17 protein-coding genes and 1 pseudogene are annotated in these 18,409 nt (G+C 72.9%); 7 read left to right on the plus strand and 11 right to left on the minus strand.

All coding sequences use genetic code 11. The annotated features are described in order from the left end of the window. Position 1: 1 nt before the first annotated feature. Complete coding sequence (lgt, locus tag QSK15_RS17200) at positions 2-1,180, minus strand: prolipoprotein diacylglyceryl transferase (protein WP_285795220.1); 1,179 nt, start codon at positions 1,178-1,180, stop codon at positions 2-4. Between the two features lie 102 nt (positions 1,181-1,282). Between lgt and QSK15_RS17205 the strand changes: the two genes are divergently transcribed. Then, positions 1,283-1,903 (plus strand): NUDIX hydrolase, encoded by a 621-nt coding sequence (locus QSK15_RS17205; RefSeq protein ID WP_285795221.1) that lies wholly within the window; start codon positions 1,283-1,285, stop codon positions 1,901-1,903. Between the two features lie 109 nt (positions 1,904-2,012). Here QSK15_RS17205 and trpA read toward each other — a convergent pair whose 3' ends face one another. The 3 genes from trpA to trpC are packed head-to-tail and all read right to left on the minus strand — an operon-like array spanning position 2,013 to position 4,898. Further along, on the minus strand, positions 2,013-2,816 hold the full coding sequence (gene trpA, locus QSK15_RS17210) for a tryptophan synthase subunit alpha (protein ID WP_285795222.1): 804 nt from the start codon (positions 2,814-2,816) through the stop codon (positions 2,013-2,015). 1 nt (position 2,817) lies between these two features. Next, positions 2,818-4,056 (minus strand): tryptophan synthase subunit beta, encoded by a 1,239-nt coding sequence (trpB, locus tag QSK15_RS17215; protein ID WP_030334426.1) that lies wholly within the window; start codon positions 4,054-4,056, stop codon positions 2,818-2,820. Between the two features lie 38 nt (positions 4,057-4,094). Then, complete coding sequence (gene trpC, locus QSK15_RS17220; RefSeq protein ID WP_030334428.1) at positions 4,095-4,898, minus strand: indole-3-glycerol phosphate synthase TrpC; 804 nt, start codon at positions 4,896-4,898, stop codon at positions 4,095-4,097. 485 nt (positions 4,899-5,383) lie between these two features. Here trpC and QSK15_RS17225 point away from each other — a divergent pair, with 485 nt between their 5' ends. Next, positions 5,384-5,653: a hypothetical protein gene (locus QSK15_RS17225; protein WP_285795223.1), complete on the plus strand. Its 270-nt coding sequence runs from the start codon at positions 5,384-5,386 to the stop codon at positions 5,651-5,653. A 27-nt stretch (positions 5,654-5,680) separates the two neighbouring features. Here QSK15_RS17225 and QSK15_RS17230 read toward each other — a convergent pair whose 3' ends face one another. The 4 genes and pseudogenes from QSK15_RS17230 to QSK15_RS17245 all read right to left on the minus strand — a co-directional run. After that, the gene (locus QSK15_RS17230) at positions 5,681-6,268 is read right to left on the minus strand and encodes a Trp biosynthesis-associated membrane protein (protein ID WP_285795224.1); all 588 of its coding nucleotides are present in this window, start codon (positions 6,266-6,268) and stop codon (positions 5,681-5,683) included. A 173-nt stretch (positions 6,269-6,441) separates the two neighbouring features. Then, on the minus strand, positions 6,442-7,995 hold the full coding sequence (locus QSK15_RS17235) for an anthranilate synthase component I (protein ID WP_285795225.1): 1,554 nt from the start codon (positions 7,993-7,995) through the stop codon (positions 6,442-6,444). Then, a complete protein-coding gene (hisI, locus tag QSK15_RS17240; RefSeq protein ID WP_285795640.1) occupies positions 7,992-8,426 on the minus strand; it encodes a phosphoribosyl-AMP cyclohydrolase in 435 nt (144 codons plus the stop codon). Before hisI ends, QSK15_RS17235 begins: the two co-directional genes overlap by 4 nt. Positions 8,427-8,657: 231 nt before the next feature. Beyond that, positions 8,658-8,936 (minus strand): annotated as a pseudogene (locus QSK15_RS17245) (phosphoribosyl-AMP cyclohydrolase); the annotation flags it as partial. A gap of 598 nt (positions 8,937-9,534) precedes the next feature. Between QSK15_RS17245 and QSK15_RS17250 the strand changes: the two are divergent. The 3 genes from QSK15_RS17250 to QSK15_RS17260 all read left to right on the plus strand — a co-directional run bounded on the left by QSK15_RS17250 (position 9,535) and on the right by QSK15_RS17260 (position 11,735). After that, positions 9,535-10,290 carry an ABC transporter ATP-binding protein gene (locus QSK15_RS17250; protein ID WP_285795226.1) on the plus strand — a complete coding sequence of 252 codons (756 nt, stop codon included), beginning with the start codon at positions 9,535-9,537 and terminating at the stop codon, positions 10,288-10,290. Next, a complete protein-coding gene (locus QSK15_RS17255) occupies positions 10,287-11,042 on the plus strand; it encodes an ABC transporter permease (protein WP_285795227.1) in 756 nt (251 codons plus the stop codon). The genes QSK15_RS17250 and QSK15_RS17255 overlap by 4 nt, the downstream gene beginning before the upstream one ends. A gap of 96 nt (positions 11,043-11,138) precedes the next feature. Then, positions 11,139-11,735: a TetR/AcrR family transcriptional regulator gene (locus QSK15_RS17260; RefSeq protein WP_285795228.1), complete on the plus strand. Its 597-nt coding sequence runs from the start codon at positions 11,139-11,141 to the stop codon at positions 11,733-11,735. 40 nt (positions 11,736-11,775) lie between these two features. On the opposite strand, the gene QSK15_RS17265 is transcribed toward QSK15_RS17260, so the two are convergent. The 3 genes from QSK15_RS17265 to QSK15_RS17275 all read right to left on the minus strand — a co-directional run bounded on the left by QSK15_RS17265 (position 11,776) and on the right by QSK15_RS17275 (position 16,442). Beyond that, positions 11,776-12,525 carry a DUF2470 domain-containing protein gene (locus QSK15_RS17265; RefSeq protein WP_285795229.1) on the minus strand — a complete coding sequence of 250 codons (750 nt, stop codon included), beginning with the start codon at positions 12,523-12,525 and terminating at the stop codon, positions 11,776-11,778. A gap of 84 nt (positions 12,526-12,609) precedes the next feature. Further along, the gene (locus QSK15_RS17270) at positions 12,610-14,385 is read right to left on the minus strand and encodes an ABC transporter ATP-binding protein (RefSeq protein WP_285795230.1); all 1,776 of its coding nucleotides are present in this window, start codon (positions 14,383-14,385) and stop codon (positions 12,610-12,612) included. A gap of 173 nt (positions 14,386-14,558) precedes the next feature. Beyond that, the gene (locus QSK15_RS17275) at positions 14,559-16,442 is read right to left on the minus strand and encodes an ABC transporter ATP-binding protein (protein WP_285795231.1); all 1,884 of its coding nucleotides are present in this window, start codon (positions 16,440-16,442) and stop codon (positions 14,559-14,561) included. 161 nt (positions 16,443-16,603) lie between these two features. On the opposite strand from QSK15_RS17275, the gene QSK15_RS17280 reads away from it, so the two are divergent. Together QSK15_RS17280 and QSK15_RS17285 are read left to right on the plus strand one after the other, a co-directional pair. Further along, complete coding sequence (locus tag QSK15_RS17280) at positions 16,604-17,233, plus strand: TIGR03085 family metal-binding protein (protein WP_285795232.1); 630 nt, start codon at positions 16,604-16,606, stop codon at positions 17,231-17,233. A 199-nt stretch (positions 17,234-17,432) separates the two neighbouring features. Next, entirely contained in the window at positions 17,433-18,308 is an 876-nt protein-coding gene (locus QSK15_RS17285; protein ID WP_285795233.1) for a terpene synthase family protein, read from the plus strand. Positions 18,309-18,409 lie beyond the last annotated feature (101 nt).

Genomic DNA, 18,409 nt, shown 5'->3' on the forward strand with positions numbered 1-18,409 from the left:
CTCAGCTGTCCCGGTCGGCGGGACGCGCGCCCGTGGCGTCGGCCCGCTCGGAGCGCGCGGCGGACGGCTCGTCCGTCGGCTCGTCGTCGCTCGACGCGACGTCGGCGGGCACCGTGTCGCCGGACGGCTCGCCGTCGTCCGGCCGGGCGTCGTCGGCGCTCGTCGGCGGTACGACGCCGGTGTCCCGCCAGGCGGTGTACTGCTCCTCGCTCGCCACCCGGTAACCCTCCGGCGCGGCGGCCCGCGCCGGCGTCTCCCGCTCGGAGAGGTCGACCTGGGACAGGTCGGACGTGGGCGGCGGGGTGGTCGTGCCCGCGCCGAGCGGGATCAGGTAGTCCCGAGGGCCGCGCACCCGGACGAAGTAGATCAGTGCGCCGAGGAAGACCAGGGCGGCGGTCCAGACGTTGAGGCGCACGCCGAGGATCCGGTTGGCCTCGTCGGTGCGCATCAGCTCGATCCAGAACCGGCCGGCGGTGTAACCCATCACGTAGAGCGCGAACGCCCGGCCCCGGCCCAACTTGAGCCGGCGGTCGAGGATGAGCACCAGGGCTACCACGCCGAGGTTCCACAGCGCCTCGTAGAGGAAGGTGGGCTGGTAGAGGCCCGGTTCGAGGATGGGCTGCCCGGCGTCGTCACGCAGCGCGTGGCCGGGGTTGTCCGGGTCCATCCGATGGATCTCCAGACCCCAGGGCAGTGTGGTCCGGGCACCGAAGAGTTCGTTGTTGAACCAGTTGCCGATCCGGCCGACCGCCTGGGCCAGCGGCAGCCCGGGGGCCAGCGCGTCGGCCACCACGCTGAACGGAATGCCGAGTTGCCGGGCCGCGATCCAGGCGCCGACCGCCCCACCGGCGACAGCGCCCCAGATGCCGAGCCCGCCCTCCCAGATGGCGAACGCCTTCATCGGGTCCCCACCGGCGCCGAAGTACTTCTCCGGTGAGGTGATCACGTGGTAGATCCGGGCGCCGATGATGCCCGCGGGCACCGCCCAGACGGCGATGTCGAGCACCGCGCCGGGCGCGACGCCGCGTTGCCGCAGCCGACGCTCCGTCACCCAGCAGGCCAGCACGATGCCGGCGATGATGCAGAGCGCGTAGGCCCGGATCGGCACCGGCCCGAGCTGCCAGACCGCGGTGCTGGGACTGGGCAGGGCCGCCTGGGGAGAGAGCGAGGCGAGGGTCACGGGTGCACACGCTACCGCTGCACACCCCCGCAGCGGCACCCCGGGCGGCGGGAGCGCTCATCCCGATGACTTCTGGTTTGCACCGTCGTACGCTCTTTGTCCATGAGCGCGCTCACCTGGACGGTCGCCGCGGTCGTCACCGACGACACCGGTCGGGTGCTGCTCTGCCAGCAGGGCCGGGGCACCCGCCGCTACGCGTTGCCGGGCGGGCGGCTGCGCCCGGCCGAGGGCCCGGTGCGGGCCGCCCTCCGGGACATCCGCGCGGAGACCGGCTGGGACATCGAGCTGGTCGACCTGGTCGGCGTCTACCACCTTGCCGGCCCGGCCGGGGAGGCCGCGGCCGGACGCGCCGGGCCGCTGCCGGACGTCCTCGCGCACGTGTTCCGCGCCCGCGCGGCCGGGGTGCGACCCGCGACCGACCCGCCGCCGGGTTGCCGGTTGTCCTGGCACTCCCCCGACGCGCTGCCGGAGGTGGTCACCCCGCTCACCCGGGCCGCCGTCACCGACGCGAGCGCCGGTCGCTCGGGCGTGCTCCGCGACGTCCCCTGGGCACCCGACACCGTCACCCCCGCGTCACTGCCGGCCACCCGCCCCGCCGAGGAGCGCCGGCCGGCAGCCGACCAGGACACGCGTCGACCCCCCGGCGGCCCAGACGGGCAGTCGGGGGCGGGGCAGCCGCCGGAGCAACGCGGCGAGTCCGCGAGCCCGTCCCGCCGACCCTGACCAGCCGGGTGGCCGCGGGCAGCCTCCCCGCCGTCAGCCCGCACGGAAATGAGGCGTCAGCCCGCGGTAATGAGCGGAATACCCCAGACACGCCTCCGCGTCGCGCGGGTCAGCGGACGGGGTTACGGACTCCCTCGGCCAACTCGGCGCTGAGTGTACGCAGGGCGGCCAGACCGTCGGCCTCGGTGGGCGCGTCGAGCAGGCACCGGATCAACGCGCTGCCCACGATCACCCCGTCGGCGTAACCGGCGACGGTGCCGGCCTGCGCGCCGGTGCCCACACCGAGACCGACACCGACTGGCAGGTCGGTCACCGCGCGGGCCCGCGACACCAGCGTCGGGGCGGCGTCGGAGGTACGCGCCCGCGCACCGGTCACCCCCATCACGGCGGTCGCGTAGACGAAGCCCCGGCAGTGCCGCACCGTCATCGCCAGCCGGGCGTCAGTGGACGACGGCGAGATCAGGAACGTGCGGTCCAACCCGTGCGCGTCCGAGGCGGCCAGCCACTCGTCGGCCTCGTCGGGGATGAGGTCCGGGGTGATCAGGCCGGTGCCGCCGGCCGAGGCGAGGTCACGGGCGAAGACGTCCACGCCGTACCGCTCGACCGGATTCCAGTAGGTCATGGTGACCACCGGGGCGCCGGTCGCCGCCACCGCCTCGATGATGCGCATCGTGTCCGCGGTGCGTACGCCGCCGGCCAGGGCGATGTCGCTCGCCTTCTGGATCACCGGACCGTCCATCACCGGGTCGGAGTAGGGGATCTCCACCTCGATGACGTCGACGCCGGCCTCGACCATGGCGGTCATCGCGGCGATGCTGCCCTCGACGGTCGGGAACCCGGCCGGCATGCAGCCGACCAGCAGTGCCCGTCCGTCGGCGCGGGCCTTGTCGAAGGCCACCCCGATCCGGCTCATCTCACCGCTCCTTGTCGAGGATGCCGAAGTAGTCGCCGGCGGTGTGCACGTCCTTGTCGCCCCGCCCGGACAGGTTGACCACGATGGTGGGCTCCCGGCCCAGCTCGGCGGCGAGCTTCGGGGCCAGCGCGACCGTGCCGGCGAGCGCGTGGGCGCTCTCGATCGCCGGGATGATGCCCTCGGTACGGCAGAGCAGCTCGAAGGCGGCCATCGCCTCGTCGTCGGTGACCGGCAGGTAGCTCGCCCGGCCGGTGTCGTGCAGCCACGCGTGTTCCGGCCCGACACCGGGGTAGTCCAGGCCGGCGGAGATCGAGTGCGACTCCAGGGTCTGCCCGTCGGCGTCCTGGAGCACGAAGGTGCGGGTGCCGTGCAGCACCCCGGCGGACCCGCCGGTGATGCTCGCCGCGTGCCGACCGGTGGCCACCCCGTCGCCGCCGGCTTCGAAGCCGTACAGCCGCACGGCCTGATCGCCCACGAACGCGTGGAAGATGCCGAGCGCGTTGGAGCCGCCGCCGACGCAGGCGGTGACGGCGTCCGGCAGCCCACCGGTGAGGTCCAGGCACTGCTGGCGGGCCTCGTCACCGATACCCCGGACGAAGTCGCGCACCATCGCCGGGAACGGGTGCGGGCCCGCGGCGGTGCCGATCAGGTAGTGCGTCTCGTCGACGTTGGCCACCCAGTCGCGCATCGCCTCGTTCATCGCGTCCTTGAGGGTGCGCGAACCGTTGGTGACCGGAACGACTGTCGCGCCGAGCATCCGCATCCGGGCCACGTTGAGCGCCTGCCGCTCGGTGTCGACCTCGCCCATGTAGACCACGCACTCGAGGTCGAACAGGGCGGCGGCGGTCGCGGTGGCGACACCGTGCTGACCGGCACCGGTCTCCGCGATCACCCGGGTCTTGCCCATCCGCTTGGTGAGCAGCGCCTGGCCGAGCACGTTGCGCACCTTGTGCGCGCCCGTGTGGTTGAGGTCCTCCCGCTTGAGCAGCACCCGCGCGCCGACCTTCGCCGAGAACCGCCGGGCCTCGTAGAGCAGCGACGGTGTGCCGGCGTAGTCGCGCAGCAGCGCGCCGAACTCGGCCCGGAAGGACTCGTCCGCCATCGCCGTACGCCACGCCCCGTCGAGCTCGTCCAACGCGGCCACCAGGGCCTCGGGAACGAACCGACCGCCGAAGCGGCCGAAGTGACCGGCGGAGTCGGGCTGCGGGCCGGCCACCGGGGCCAGCGCGTCGGCGCTCATCGGAAATCCTCTCGGTGGTACGTCAGGCCGGCGCGGGGTCAGCGCACCGGCCGGGGCGTTGCCGGGTGGTTGCCGGCGTTGACCAACTCGGCGACCGCCTCGCGAGGGCTCTTCTGAGTGACCAGACCCTCGCCCACGAGGACCGCGTCGGCGCCCGCGGAGGCGTACCGGATCAGGTCGTGCGGGCCACGAACGCCGGATTCGGCGATCTTGACGACGCTGCTGGGCAGACCGGGCGCGATCCGCTCGAACACCGAACGGTCAACCTCCAGGGTACGCAGGTCACGGGCGTTGACCCCGATCACCTGCGCGCCGGCCTCCAGCGCGCGGTCGGCCTCCTCCTCGTCGTGCACCTCGACCAGAGCGGTCATGCCCAGCGACTCGATCCGCTCCAGCAGACCCATCAGGACGTTCTGTTCGAGTGCGGCGACGATCAGCAGGACCAGGTCGGCGCCGTGCGCACGGGCCTCGTGGATCTGATAGCTGGAGACGACGAAATCCTTGCGCAGCACCGGCACGGTGACCGCGGCACGGACCGCCGCCAGGTCGTCCAACGAGCCGCCGAACCAGCGCCCCTCGGTCAGCACGCTGATCGCCCGCGCCCCACCGGCCGCGTAGTCGACGGCGAGATCGGCCGGATCGGCGATCTCGGCCAGCCGGCCCTTGGACGGCGACGAACGCTTCACCTCGGCGATCACGGCCACGCCGGGCTTACGCAGCGCCGCGTACGCGTCCATGGGCGGCGGCGCCGCCGCTGCCAGTTCACGGATCCGCTCCAGCGGAACCTGCTCCTGGCGTCGGGCGACGTCTTCACGCACGCCGGCCAGAATCTCGTCGAGCACGCTTACGGACGCTGCCTGGCCGGCCTCGTCCCCCTCCGCGTGCGCATGCTCAGCAGTCACGAACGGACTCCCCTCTCCGGGCGTCATGGGCCGATGCTAGGGGCAGCCGACCGACGCCGGACGCCGGGGGTATGGCGCTGCTCACGAAAAGGGCTGCGGCATAATGGCCGACCTGCCGTGAATGGGTTGTCACGCAGCGCCACCTCCGGTATCGACCATCGTCACGCGGTACGGAGCCGGACGGCCGCGGTCGGACCGGGCCGATCCATCGATCATGCCACCAGTTGCCGCCCCTCGCCCGACGGCAACGATGTCGATCGATGCTGTGAGCAAGCTCAAGGCCGAACGGCCGGTCCCAGGTCACGACCGAGGCGGGACAGTTGACCGGGCGGTCACCCCGGCGAAACGTCGACGGGCCAGCATCGTCCTCGGGCAGACTCGATGGCGCGCCTGCCCGACGCCACAACTCCTCGTGCGAGGTGACCATGAGCATTTCCGAACCGCACCCGACCATCGGACTGACCACCATCTCGCGGACGGTCGCGTCACTCGCCGTCGGGGTCGTGCACACCGTGGAACGGGCCGTGGTGGGCGAGGCACGGATGCGGACGGCACGGGGCAACGCCTGGGAGGCGGTCTGCGCCGACCGGGCCCGCGCCGACCAACGCGCGGAACTCAACCGTCTGGTCGCCGAACTGACCGCCGCCCGCGCCACCGGTCGCCGCGCCGAGTGGGAACGTCAGCCGGTCGGCTGACAGCCGCCGACCGCCAGACCCACCGCGTCAGTCGGCCGTCGGGTCCTCGCCCCGGTCCAGCGCGTCCCACGCCTCGGTGGTCCGCCGCCCCGCCAACGGCGTCGACGACCCGGCCGGGTCACCCTGCGCCGACGCCGTCTGCGCAGCGGTCCGCGTCGGACGCTCGTACCGGGCGCCCATCGCCGGCCAGTCGCCGCCACGCAACGCCGTCCACCAGCCGCCCGCCGCGGCCAGCAGACCGCCGAGGAGGCAGAGCGCCGGCCACTGCCGGCTCACCACGCCGCCCACGTCGGCCACCAGCCCGTACCCGCCGCCGGCCGCCACGGCCAGGCCGAGCACACCGAGCAGCACACCCAGCGCCCGCCGCAGGCGGCCCCGGGTGGCCAGCACCGCACCACCCCCGGCCAAGGTCACCAGCGCCAACGCCGGCAGCCAGGGCAGCAGACTCGCACCGCTGCGCGTGTCACGCACCGGCGGCAGCGGCGCCGGACGTACCGACAACTCGACCGACCAACTCCGCGTCGCCGCCCACAGCGCCAGGCCCGCGCCGGCCAGGCAGAGCAGCACCGCGTACGTCAACGCCCGCCGACCCACGACGGCCCGCTCCGCACTCACTGAGTCTGCCTTTCGTTCGCGACTGCGGGGCTCCGCTGCGCTGCACTCCTCGCGCTCACCGAGTCTGCCTTTCGTTCGCGACTGCGGGGCTCCGCTGCGCTGCACTCCTCGCGCTCACCGAGTCTGCCTTTCGTTCGCGACTGCGGGGCTGCGCTGCGCTGCACTCCTCGCGCTCACCGAGCGGGCCGGAGGGTCTCGGCGGCCGCGATCGCGGCCAGCACGGCCGCTGCCTTGTTCCGCGTCTCCTGATCCTCGGCGGCCGGGTCCGAGTCGGCGACCACACCCGCGCCGGCCTGCACGTAGGCGCGGCCGTCGCGGATCAGCGCGGTCCGGATGGCGATCGCCATGTCCAGGTCGCCGCCGAAGCCGAAATAGCCCACAGTGCCGCCGTAGAGACCACGACGAACCGGCTCCAACTCCTCGATGATCTCCATGGCGCGCACCTTCGGCGCCCCGGAGAGCGTGCCGGCCGGGAAGGTCGCCGCCAACGCGTCGAAGGCGCTCTGGTCGTCACGCAACGTGCCGGTGACCGTGGAGACGATGTGCATGACGTGGCTGTACCGCTCGATGGTCGCGAACTCGGGCACCTCCACGCTGCCGGGCTGGCAGACCCTCCCCAGATCGTTGCGGCCGAGATCGACCAGCATCACGTGCTCGGCCCGTTCCTTCGGGTCCGCGAGCAGCTCGGCAGCGAGCGCCGCGTCGGCGGCAGGGGTGCCACCCCGCGGCCGGGTGCCGGCGATCGGGTGCAGCAACGCACGGCGCCGCCCGTCCGCGCCGCCGGTGACCTTCAGGTGCGCCTCCGGAGAGGAGCCGACGATGTCGAACCCGTCGAAGCGCAACAGGTACATGTACGGGCTGGGGTTGCTGGTGCGCAGCACCCGGTAGACGTCCAGCGGGTCGGCGTGGGTCGTCCGCTCGAAGCGCTGGGAGAGCACGATCTGGAAGCACTCACCGGCCCGAATCGCCTCCTTGGCCGCCTCCACCGCCTTCGGGTAGCCGCCCTCGGGCGTACGGCAGAGCACCTCTCCGGCCGGCGGACGCTCGACGGTGGAGATCATCGGCGGGATGGGCCGGGACAACGCCGTGGTCATCGCGTCCAACCGGCCCACCGCGTGGTGGTAGGCGGCGGCGACCTGTGGGGCGCGGTCCGGGGCGTCCAACGGCGGCAGCACCGCGTTGGCGACCAGGATCGCCGAGCCGTCGTAGTGGTCGAGCACCACCAGGTCGGTGGCGAGCATCATGCCCACCATCGGGACGCCCAGGTCGTCCTCGGTCAGCTCGGGCAACCGCTCGAACCGCCGGATCAGGTCGTAGCCGAGGTAGCCGACCATACCTCCGGTCAATGGCGGCAGACCGTCGGACGGGTCCCCGACCGGCCCGGCCAGCGCCGCGACCGTCTCCCGCAACATCCGCACCGGGTCACCCTCGGTGGGCAGCCCGGTCGGCGGCTGGCCGAGCCAGGTCGCCACGCCGTCACGTTCGATGAGGGTGGCGCTGCTGCGCACCCCGATGAACGAGTACCGCGACCAGGCCATCCCGGCCGAGCCGACGCCCTGCTCAGCCGATTCCAACAGGAACGTGCCCGGCCCACCGGCCAGCTTCCGGTAGACGCCGACCGGGGTCTCCGCGTCGGCCAGCAGCCGCCGGGTCACCGGCACCACCCGCCACTCGGCGGCCAACGCGGTGAAGGTGGCCAGGTCGGGGCTGAGCGAGCCGTCGGTCATGAGTGCGCCTCCGTCCCGGTGACGGGCAGCTCGGTGAAGAAGCAGGTCCGGTGGCCGGTGTGGCAGGCCGCGCCGACCTGGTCCACGCTCACCAGCAGCGCGTCCCCGTCGCAGTCCAGGGCGACCGACCGGACGTACTGGTGGTGCCCGGAGGTGGCGCCCTTGACCCAGTATTCGCGTCGGCTGCGCGACCAGTAGGTGGCCCGGCCGGTGGTGAGGGTGCGGTGCAACGCCTCGTCGTCCATCCAGGCGACCATCAGCACCTCACCAGAGTCGTGCGCGCGCACCACGGCGGCGACCAGACCGTCGGCGGTGCGGCGCAGCTGGGCCGCGATGGCCGGGTCGAGCTGGGAGGAGCGCGCCGGCGCGGGCGCGGCCAGCTCGTTCGGGTCGCTGGGTACGCCGGTCACCGGCGGGTCAGGTACGGGCACAGTGAGCAATTCTCCCGCACGCGGCGCGGGCACCGCCGACCGCTCCCGCCACGGCTGCGGCGACGGCCCCGAGGGCCGGGGCCGGGGCGGGGACGATGGCTGCGGCGCGGGCCCCGCCGGCCGGGCCAACTGGGCGACGTAGCGGTCCAACCGGCCGTCGACCAGGGCGGCGGCCAGGTCCGCGCCGGCCGTGTCGGCGATCTCCTCGGCGTACGGCCGGATCAACGGAAGTGTGCCGGCGACCAGCCGGACGGCGGCGGCCCAGAGCTGCCCGGTAGCGCCCGGGCGCAGCCCGAGGCAGAGCAGCATGTCCGACCGGTAGCCCGGTGGCGTCACCGGCAGTTCCAGGGCCGCCGCGAAGGCCGCCCGGCGGGAGTGGACCCGCACGGACGGGTTGGCCGGGCGGAGCACCGAGGGGCAGAGCCGCGCCAGGTCGGCGACGGCGAGCCGGACCCCGAGGCGGTCGTTGGCAGCGCGGGCGGCGGCGGCCTTACCCAGCGTGGCGATCATTTCTTCCAGCCGGGGCGGCTCGGCGGGCTGGCACAGCACCGGCAGGTCGATCCGCGGCCGCCAGTGCGGGTCGGCCCAGAGCAGCCGCGCCGGCGCGGTGACCGGTAGCCCGAACGCCCAGTCGGCCGGTTCGCCGAGGTGGTGCACCCAGGACCGGACGTCACGGGCGGCCACCGAGACGTGGGTGAGCTGGCCTGCGGACTCGGCCAGGTAGGCCCGGCGGGCCGCGTACGGGGCGCCGCCGACCAACACGTCGAGGTCGACGTCGCTGTGCGCGGTGGCGGCACGGCGGGCGTGGCTGCCGCGCAACAGGATGCCGACGACCGGCCGCTCGGCGGCCTGCCGCAACCGCGCGGCCCAATCCTCAAGAAAACCGCTATCCGGTAACGGAGCGTGACCCACGGCGCCATCGTGCCGCACGTCCGATCGGTGCGCAATGCCCGTTGGCGGACTTCGTGTCCGGTCCGGAGCTTACTGCCCGTTCTCGCACTGGGCGCAACGGTGGGCGCCCAGTCGCCGATCGCGGGCCGTTGCGTGCGGCACGGTATTTCATCTAGCGTTGAGTTCAACAGGTGATGAGTTTCTGTGGAGGTGTGCGATGGACGATGCGATAGCCGTCCGGGACCTGGTCGTCGACCGGGGTGGGCGGCGGGTGCTGGACGGCATCAGCTGCCGGGTGCCGCGCGGCGCGGTCACCGGGCTGCTCGGCCCCAGTGGCAGCGGCAAGACCACCTTCATGCGCGCGGTGGTCGGGGTGCAGGTGGTCGCCGGCGGGACGGTCACCGTGCTCGGCCAACCGGCGGGCACCCCCGCGCTGCGGCACCGGGTGGGCTACCTGACCCAGGCGCCGAGCGTCTACGCCGACCTGACCGTCCGGGAGAACGCCCGTTACTTCGCGACCCTGTACGGGCGTGGGCGCGCCGAGGCCGATCGGGCGATCAGCGATGTCGGGCTGGCCCAGGCGGCCGGTCAGCTGGTCGGCACCCTCTCCGGCGGTCAACGCAGCCGCGCCTCGTTGGCCTGCGCCCTGGTCGGGGAGCCGGAGCTGGTCATCCTCGACGAGCCGACCGTCGGTCAGGACCCGGTGCTGCGCGCCGACCTGTGGGCCCGGTTCCACGCGATGGCCGCCGCCGGCACGACCCTGCTGGTGTCCAGCCACGTGATGGACGAGGCGGCCCGGTGCGACCGCCTGCTGCTGATCCGGCAGGGCCGGTTGATCGCCGACGACAGCCCGGCCGCGATCCGCGCCGCCGCCGGTGTGGACGACCTCGACGAGGCGTTCCTGCGGCTCATCCGGGCCGGCGAGGGCGCCTCCACCAGCGCCGACGCGACCGCCGCACGGGAGACAGCATGAGCCCGCGAATCCTCGCCGCCACCACCGGCCGCATCCTGCGTCAGCTCCGGCACGACCGGCGGACCATCGCGCTGCTCGTGGTGGTTCCGGCCGTCCTGCTCACCCTGGTCTACTTCATGTACGCCGACCAGCCGAACCCGCCCGGCCAGCCGAGCACCTTCGACCGGGTCGCGCTGGTGATGCTCGGCATCTTCCCCTTCGTGATCATGTTTCTGGTGACCAGCATCGCCATGCTGCGCGAACGCACCTCGGGCACGCTGGAGCGGCTGCTCACCACCCCGCTGGGCAAGCTCGACCTGCTCTTCGGGTACGGCATCGCGTTCGGGCTGGCAGCCGCCGTGCAGGCCGCCGTCGCCTCCGCCGTGGCGTACTGGATCTTCGGTCTGGAGACCGCCGGCAGCATCGGACTGGTGATCGGGATCGCCGTGCTCGACGCGGTGCTCGGCGTCGCCCTCGGGTTGCTGTGCAGTGCCTTCGCGCGCACCGAGTTCCAGGCAGTACAGTTCCTGCCGGTCGTGGTGATCCCCCAACTGCTGCTCTGCGGGCTGTTCGTGGCCCGCGACCAGATGGCCGGCTGGCTCCAGGCGCTCAGTGACGCCTTCCCCCTGTCGTACGCCATCGAGGCTTTGCAGGAGGTCGGTGCCCACGCCGAACCGACCGGCCGGATGTGGCGGGATGTCGCGGTGGTGCTCGGCGCGGTGGTGCTGGCGCTGGTGCTCGCGGCGGCGACCCTGCGCCGACGCAGCGGCTGACCGCCGACGCCGGGGGCGGCGGCCGGCACGGCGGCAGTCCCCGGCGTTGACCGGGCCGGCCCACCACGGGCCCAGGCGGACGAACGAAGGGCGGCGATGACGCGGCGAACCGGCCGGCGACCCGGCAAACCGGGCACCCGGGAGGCGATCCTCGACGCGGCGCGGGCGGCGTTCGCCGAACGGGGCTTCGACGCCGCCTCGATCCGGGCCATCGCCGGCACGGCGGAGGTCGATCCTGCGCTGGTGCACCACTATTTCGGCAGCAAGGACCAGCTTTTCCTGGCCGCGATGAACTTTCCGGTCGACCCCGGTCAGCTGGTGCCGAAGGTGCTCGCCGGTGACCGGGACGCCGTTGGCGAGCGGATGGTGCGCACGTTCCTCGGCGTCTGGGACTCCCCGGCCGGCAGCGCCGCGCAGGCACTGCTGCGCTCTGCGGTGAGCAACGAGTGGACGGCTCGACTGCTGCGGGAGTTCGTCACCACCCAGGTGCTGCGCCGGGTGCTCGACAACCTCGACGTCGATCCGGCCGAGCTACCGCTGCGGGGCTCCCTGGTGGCCACCCAGATGATCGGTCTGGCCATGATGCGGCACGTGGTACGCCTCGAGCCGGTCGCCTCGGCCGACCCGGAAACCCTGGTGGCCATGGTCGGCCCGACGATCCAGCGTTACCTCACCGGCCCGCTGCCGACCTGACCCCCGCGAGATCGACGCAAAGCGTGGCGGCCCGGTCAGCTCAGCGCGGTGGGCGGGCGTCGGCCGTGAGTCGCAGCGGTGGCAGCAGATGGGGCAGCTCGGCCGGGTCGGTCAGCGGACCCGGGAAGGCCAACCGGACCCGACGTCGGGCACCGGGTCGACCGAGGGCGACCAGCAGCCCGTAGCGGTCGATGCGCACCACCCGGGGAGGCCCGTCCGGGGTCTGCCCGGTCAACCCGAGCTGCCGGCACAGGTACTCGGTCACCTGGGCGCCGTGGCACTCGGCGAGGTCGGCGAGCAGGCGGGCCTCGACCGGGTGCACCGGGTCCGGCTCGGCCTCGGCGTACGCCACCGGGTCGATCCGGTGCACGACGCCGGCCCGCTCCCAGCGGACCTCGACCACCTCGAAGCGGAACAACCGGAACCGGGTGCCCAGGTCGAGCAGGTCCCCTGTCGGCGCGACCGCGGCGAAGTCGACAGCGCCCTGGCGGGCCTCGTCGCCGCGCAGCTCGGCCGCCCAGCCGGACACCCAGGCCCGACCCAGGCCGGGCGCACCGGCGGCGGGCGGCAGGTCGAGCACGTCGAGCACCACCGCGACGTCACCGCTGCCGGGCGCCGGTTGCAGGGCGGCGGCCAGGTGGCTGGCCACCGGCACCAGCAACAGCACCCGCCCGTCCGGGTCGGTGACGTGCCGGGCGTGGTGCGGGCCCGGCCGGTGGGCCAGGTGCACCAGGCCGGGCAGGCGGCCGGCGACGAGGGTACGGACGATCTCGGCGGAGTTGGGCCGCATGGGCGCGACCTCCTTAGAAGGTTAGGCTTACCTAACCCGGAGCCTAGAGCACCCGACCGTCGGCGTCCACCACACCGCAGCACCTCACCGGGTCTGCTCCAACCAGGAGGCGTAGAGCAGCCCGTACACCGAGTCGGCGTCGCGGACCAACTCGTCGTGCGGGCCGCGCTGCACCACCCGACCCCGGTCCACCACGATCACCTCGTCGGCGGCCTGCGCCGTGGAGAGCCGGTGCGCGATCGCGAGGGTGGTCCGGCCCCGGGTGACCGCGTCCAGCGTGCGCTGCAACCGCACCTCCGTCGCCGGGTCCACCGCGCTGGTCGCCTCGTCGAGCACGAGCAGATCCGGGTCAGCCACGTACGCGCGGGCCAACGCGACAAGCTGACGCTCGCCGACGCTGAGCGCCTCGCCGCGCTCCCCGACGGGAGTGTCCAGGCCCGCCGGCAGACCCTCCAGCCAGTCCGACAGACCCAGCTCGGTGAAAGCGGTGCGCAGCTGCTCGTCGGTCAACTCCGGACGAGCAAAACGGACATTGTCCCCCACCGTCGCGTCGAACAGGAACCCGTCCTGCGGCACCATCACCACGCGCGAACGCAGCGAATCGAACCGGACATCCGTCAACGGCACCCCGGACAGCAGCACCGCCCCGGCCGACGGGTCCATCAGCCGGGTCAGCAACTTGGCGAACGTGGTCTTCCCGCTACCGGTCTCACCGACCACCGCCACCCGACTCTTCGCCGCGATCTCCAGCTCGATGTCGTGCAACACCGGCGGCCCACCCGGATAGGCGAACCGCACCCCGGTGAACCGGATGTCCAGCGGCCCGCCCGGCAACTCCCGCCCCTGCTCCCCCGGGTCGGCCACATCGGGGGCAACGTCCAACACGTCCAACACCCGACGCCAGCCAGCAATCGCGTTCTGCGCCTCGTTGAGCACCTCGGTGGCGATCTGCACCGGCTGGATGAACAGCGTCACCAGGAAAAGGAACGCGGTCAGCTGGCCGATCGACAGCGTGCCGTCCACCCCCAACACCACACCCAGCACCACCACGCCGGCCAGCGCCAGCCCCGCCGCCAACTCGCCGACCGAACTGCCCACGATGCTGATCCGGATCGCCCGCTGCTGCGCCAGGCGCTGCCTGTCGATCGCCTCGTCCAGCCGTCGCTCCGTACGCCCGGCGATCCCGTACGCCCGGATCACCGGCGCGCCCACCACGCTCTCGCCGATCGCGCCGAGCAGCGTCCCGGTGCGTTGGCGCACCGTCGCGTACGCCGAGCCGAGGCGGCGTTGCAACTGCCGGATGACGAACACCGCCGGCAGGAACGCGGCCAGCACCACCAGCGTCAACTGCCAGGAGTACGCCAGCATGACGGCGGTGGTGACCACCAGCTGACCCAGGTTGACCAGCAGGATCACCCCGCCCCACTGGAGGAACTGGGTGATCTGGTCGACGTCGCTGGTCACCCGCGAGACCAACGAACCCCGCCGCTCCGACTGCTGGTGCAACATCGACAGGTCGTGCACGTGCCGGAACGCCCGTGTCCGGACGTTGGCCAGCGCCGTCTCGCTGACCGTGAACAGTCGGCGCATCATCAGGTAGCCGCAGATCGTGGTGATCGTCAGGATCGCCGCGGTGATCGCCACCACCGTCCAGACCACGTTCAGGTTCAGACCACCGACGAGGCCCCGGTCGATGCCCTGCTGCACCGCCACCGGCACGGCGACCCGACCGACCATGTAGACCAACGCCAGGCCCAACGTGCCGGCCAGACCGATCCGTAGCTCCGGCGAGAGCGCCAGGCCCCGACGCAGGGTCTGCCAGGTCGTCTCGTCCCGCTGCCCGCGCTCCTCGACACTCACCGGTCACGCCTTCCGTTCGCGACTGCGGGGCTCCGCTTCGCTGCACTCCTCGCGCTCACCGAGCACGCCTTTCGTTCGCGACTGCGGGGCTCCGCTTCGCTGCACTCCTCGCGCTCACCGAGCACGCCTTCCGTTCGCGACTGCGGGGCTCCGCTTCGCTGCACTCCTCGCGCTCACCGGTCAACCTCGATTTCCAGGCCCGACGGCAGCGGCGCCACGTCGTCGTCGTACGAACTCTCCTGCGCGCGCTCGACCTCGGCCTGCTCGTAGGCGGTGACCAGGTCCACGTACCCGGGCACGGTCGCCAGCAACTCGCTGTGGGTGCCCCGGGCGACCACCCGTCCCTGCTCCACGTAGATGACCTCGTCGGCGAGCGCGATGGTGGCCCGGCGGTACGCCACCACCAGGATCGACGCGGCCGGAACCCCCGCCGCCGCGGTCGACGACCGCAGCCCCGCCAGGATGGCCGCCTCCACTCGAGGATCGACAGCGCTCGTCGCGTCGTCGAGCACCAGCAGTCGCGGTCGGCCGGCCAGCGCGCGGGCCAGGGTGAGCCGTTGGCGCTGACCGCCGGAGAGCGAGGTGCCCCGCTCGCCGACCATGGTGTCCAGGCCCTCGGGCAGCGCGGCGACGAACCCGTCCGCCTCGGCCAGCCGCAGCGCCGCCCAGACCACCTCGTCGTCGACACCGGGCCGGTCGAGGGCGATGTTGGCGCGGACCGTGTCGTCGAAGATGAACGGCACCTGGGCGACCAGGGCCACCGTGCCGGCCAGCGACGCGGAGGTCAGCTCGCGCACGTCCACGCCGTCCAGGCTCACCGTGCCGGAGTCCGGGTCGACGAGCCGCACCGCCAGCGAGGCGATGGTGGACTTGCCGGCGCCGGTGGGCCCGACCAGGGCCACCGTCCGACCGGCCGGCACCGTGAAGCCGACCTCACCGAGGACCTGCGCGCCGGGCGGGTGCGCTTCGGCGGGCGGGTAGGAGTAGTGCACGTCGTGGAACGTGAGGGTGGCCGGGGTGGTCTCGGCCGGGTCGAGCACCCGCTGCCCGTACGGCATCTCGCCGGTGGCGTCGAGCACCCGGCGGACCCGGTCCCAGCCGGCGACGCTGCGCGGCAGCTCGGCCAGCACCCAACCGATGGCCCGCACCGGAAACGCCAGCACGGTGAAGAGGAAGGCCACGCTGACCAGCTCGGTCACGCTGATCGCGCCCTGGCGCAGCCGGAACGCCCCGACCACCAGGACGGCGAGGGTGCCGAGGCTGGGCAGCGTCTCCAGCAGCGGGTCGAAGACCCCGCGCAGCCGCCCGACAGCGATCAGCGAATCGCGCAGCTCACCGGCGCGGCCCGCGAACCGGGCGGTCTCCTGGGCCTCGCGGCCCATCGTCTTGACCACCAGGGCGCCGTCGAAGCTCTCGTGGGCGATCCCGCTGACCTCGGCGCGCAGGCGCTGCGCCCGGGCCTGCCGGGGGGCCATCCGGCGGGAGTAGATGACGTTGAGCGCGAACAGCGCGGGGAAGACGGCGAGGCCGACCAGGGCGAGCGCCCAGTCGGTGGCGAAGAGCGACACGATCGCGCCGACGAGCATCGCCAACGTGCCGACGGCGAACGGCAGCGGCGCGATTGGGTACCAGGCCGCCTCCACGTCGGAGTTGGCGTTGGACAGCAGGGTGCCGGTGGAGTTGCGGTGGTGCCAGGACAGCGGCAGTTCCAGGTACCGACGGGTGACCCGGCGACGGTAGGACGCCTGGAGGCGGTACTGCATGTAGCCGGCGCCGAGCCGACGGCCGAAGATGCCCGCCACCCGCAGCACGCTGATCCCGAACAACGCCGCTGCGGCCAGCGCCAGGGTGCCGGCGCCCACCTCGCCACGTTCGATGGCCGGAAGCGCCACCTCACCGACGACCGACCCGACGACCCGGGCACTGACGATGATCATCGCGCCGAAGAGCACGCTACCGACGACCGCCACCGCGAAGATCCGTGGCTGCTCACGGATCGCCTGTCGCAGGACCCCCAGCCCTCGACCGAGAACGTCCCGACTTGTCTTGCTCGCCACGCTCTCCCCCGCCGTAAGCCACAATTATCTCCCTCATCCTTACCGGTCGGGGCCAGCGCCGCCGACCCCGACCGGATATGTCGACCGTCACGTACCGGACGGCGGTGTCCACCGGCGTCCGTCGGCGCGCGCCGACGGGCCACCGGGCCTACGATCGGGCCATGCCGCGGTACGCCCGAGCCGAGCGCGAGGCGCTGGCCGATCTTCTGCTGGCCCTCGGGCCGGCCGCCCCGACGATCAACGAGGGCTGGGCGACCCGTGACCTCGCCGCTCATCTGGTGCTGCGGGAGCGCCGTCCGGACGCGGCGGGTGGGATCCTGCTGCCGCCGCTGCGCGGATACGCCGAGCGGGTCCGGCAGCGGCTCGCCGCTCAGCGGTACCCCGAGCTGGTGGCCCAGGTACGGCGACCGCCGCTGTGGAGCCCGGTCAGCAATCCGCTGACCGACGAAGTGGCCAACACGATGGAGTTCTTCATCCACCACGAGGACGTCCGACGGGCTGGCTCCGGGTGGCAGCCGCGCGATCTGCCCACCGGTTTGCAGAGCGCGCTCTGGAAACGCGTGGCCCCGGTGGCCCGGCTGGCCCTGCGTCGTTTTCCGGCGGACCTTCTCGTGCAGGCGCCCGGCCACGGTGAGATCTCCGTCGGTCGCGGCGGTGAGCCGCTGCGCCTGGTCGGTTCCCCGGGGGAGCTGGTGCTGTTCCTGTCCGGGCGGCAACGGGTGGCCCGGGTCCAACTGAACGGCTCGACGGAGGCGTCGGGACGACTGCGCGGCGCCAACCTGGGAATGTGACCGTCCGTACAGAAACGGTCACGGAACGACTGTCGGATTCCCCACACCCAGCGAAGCACGCTGATACGCCCTCCCGTACGCTTCACCGCGCCGCACCGCGCCGGGCGGCACGGAGTGGGGGCGCACTGTGCGGGAATTCGCGATTTCGGCGCTGCGGGAACCGCCGTTCCCCACGGGGCGCCATGGTGCCACGGACCAAGTGGCGAGTGAGAGCATCGAGTGGGCACGCACGTTCGGGCTGGTCGATTCCGGCCAACGTGTGGACCGGCTGAAACGGGCCGACGCCGCCGGCCTGGCCGGCCGCGCCTGCCCGGACGGCTCCGTGGAGGGGCTTCGGCTGCTCACCGACCTGATCAGCTGGCTCTTCGTGATGGATGACGCCTGTGACGAGGACGGCCTCGGCGCCGACCCGGTGCGGTTGGGTCCGGCGATCAGCACCCTGCTCGACGTGCTCGACCGGTGCGGTGACCCGGACGTCGCACCGCCCGCCGTCGGGCCCCTGGGTGACGCGCTGCACGACCTCTGTCGCCGGACCCGGCTGCACGATCACGCCGGGCTGCTGCTGCGGTTCGTCAGCCAGATGCGGGAGTATCTGTTGGCGCTGCTCTGGGAGGCGGGCAACCGGGAACGTCGGCGCGTACCCGAGATGGCGGAGTACGTCCAACTGCGCCGGCACATCGGCGGCGTGCACCCCTGCCTCACCCTGACCGACCTGGCGTCGAGGCGACCCTCCGGGCCGACCCAACGCGCCGACCCGGGGCTGGTCACCCTGGACCTGCTGGCGGTGGACCTGGTCTGCTGGTGCAACGACCTCTTCTCGTACGGCAAGGAGAGCCAGGCCGACCCGGACGCGCACAACCTGGTCACGGTGATCGCCCAGGACAGCGAGGCGGACGAGGCGACCGCGCTGCGGAGCGCGGCACACCGGTTCAACCAGGGGTTGGCGACGTACCTGGACGCGGAGGAGGCGCTCCGCGCCACCGGCGACGACGGGCTGCGCGACGCGTTGGCGGCGCGGCGCAACTGGGTCCGGGCCACCTACGACTGGTCAGTGGTGGCTGCCCGGTACGCCTGATCGGCCGTCCGGTTGGTGGGATGGGACGGCTGGACGATCACCAGGGCTAGCCGATGCATGGCCACAGGCAATACTCTTCGGTAACCATCATGACGTGACGA

This window comes from Micromonospora sp. NBRC 107095 (assembly GCF_030269705.1).
Classification (GTDB): domain Bacteria; phylum Actinomycetota; class Actinomycetes; order Mycobacteriales; family Micromonosporaceae; genus Micromonospora; species Micromonospora parva.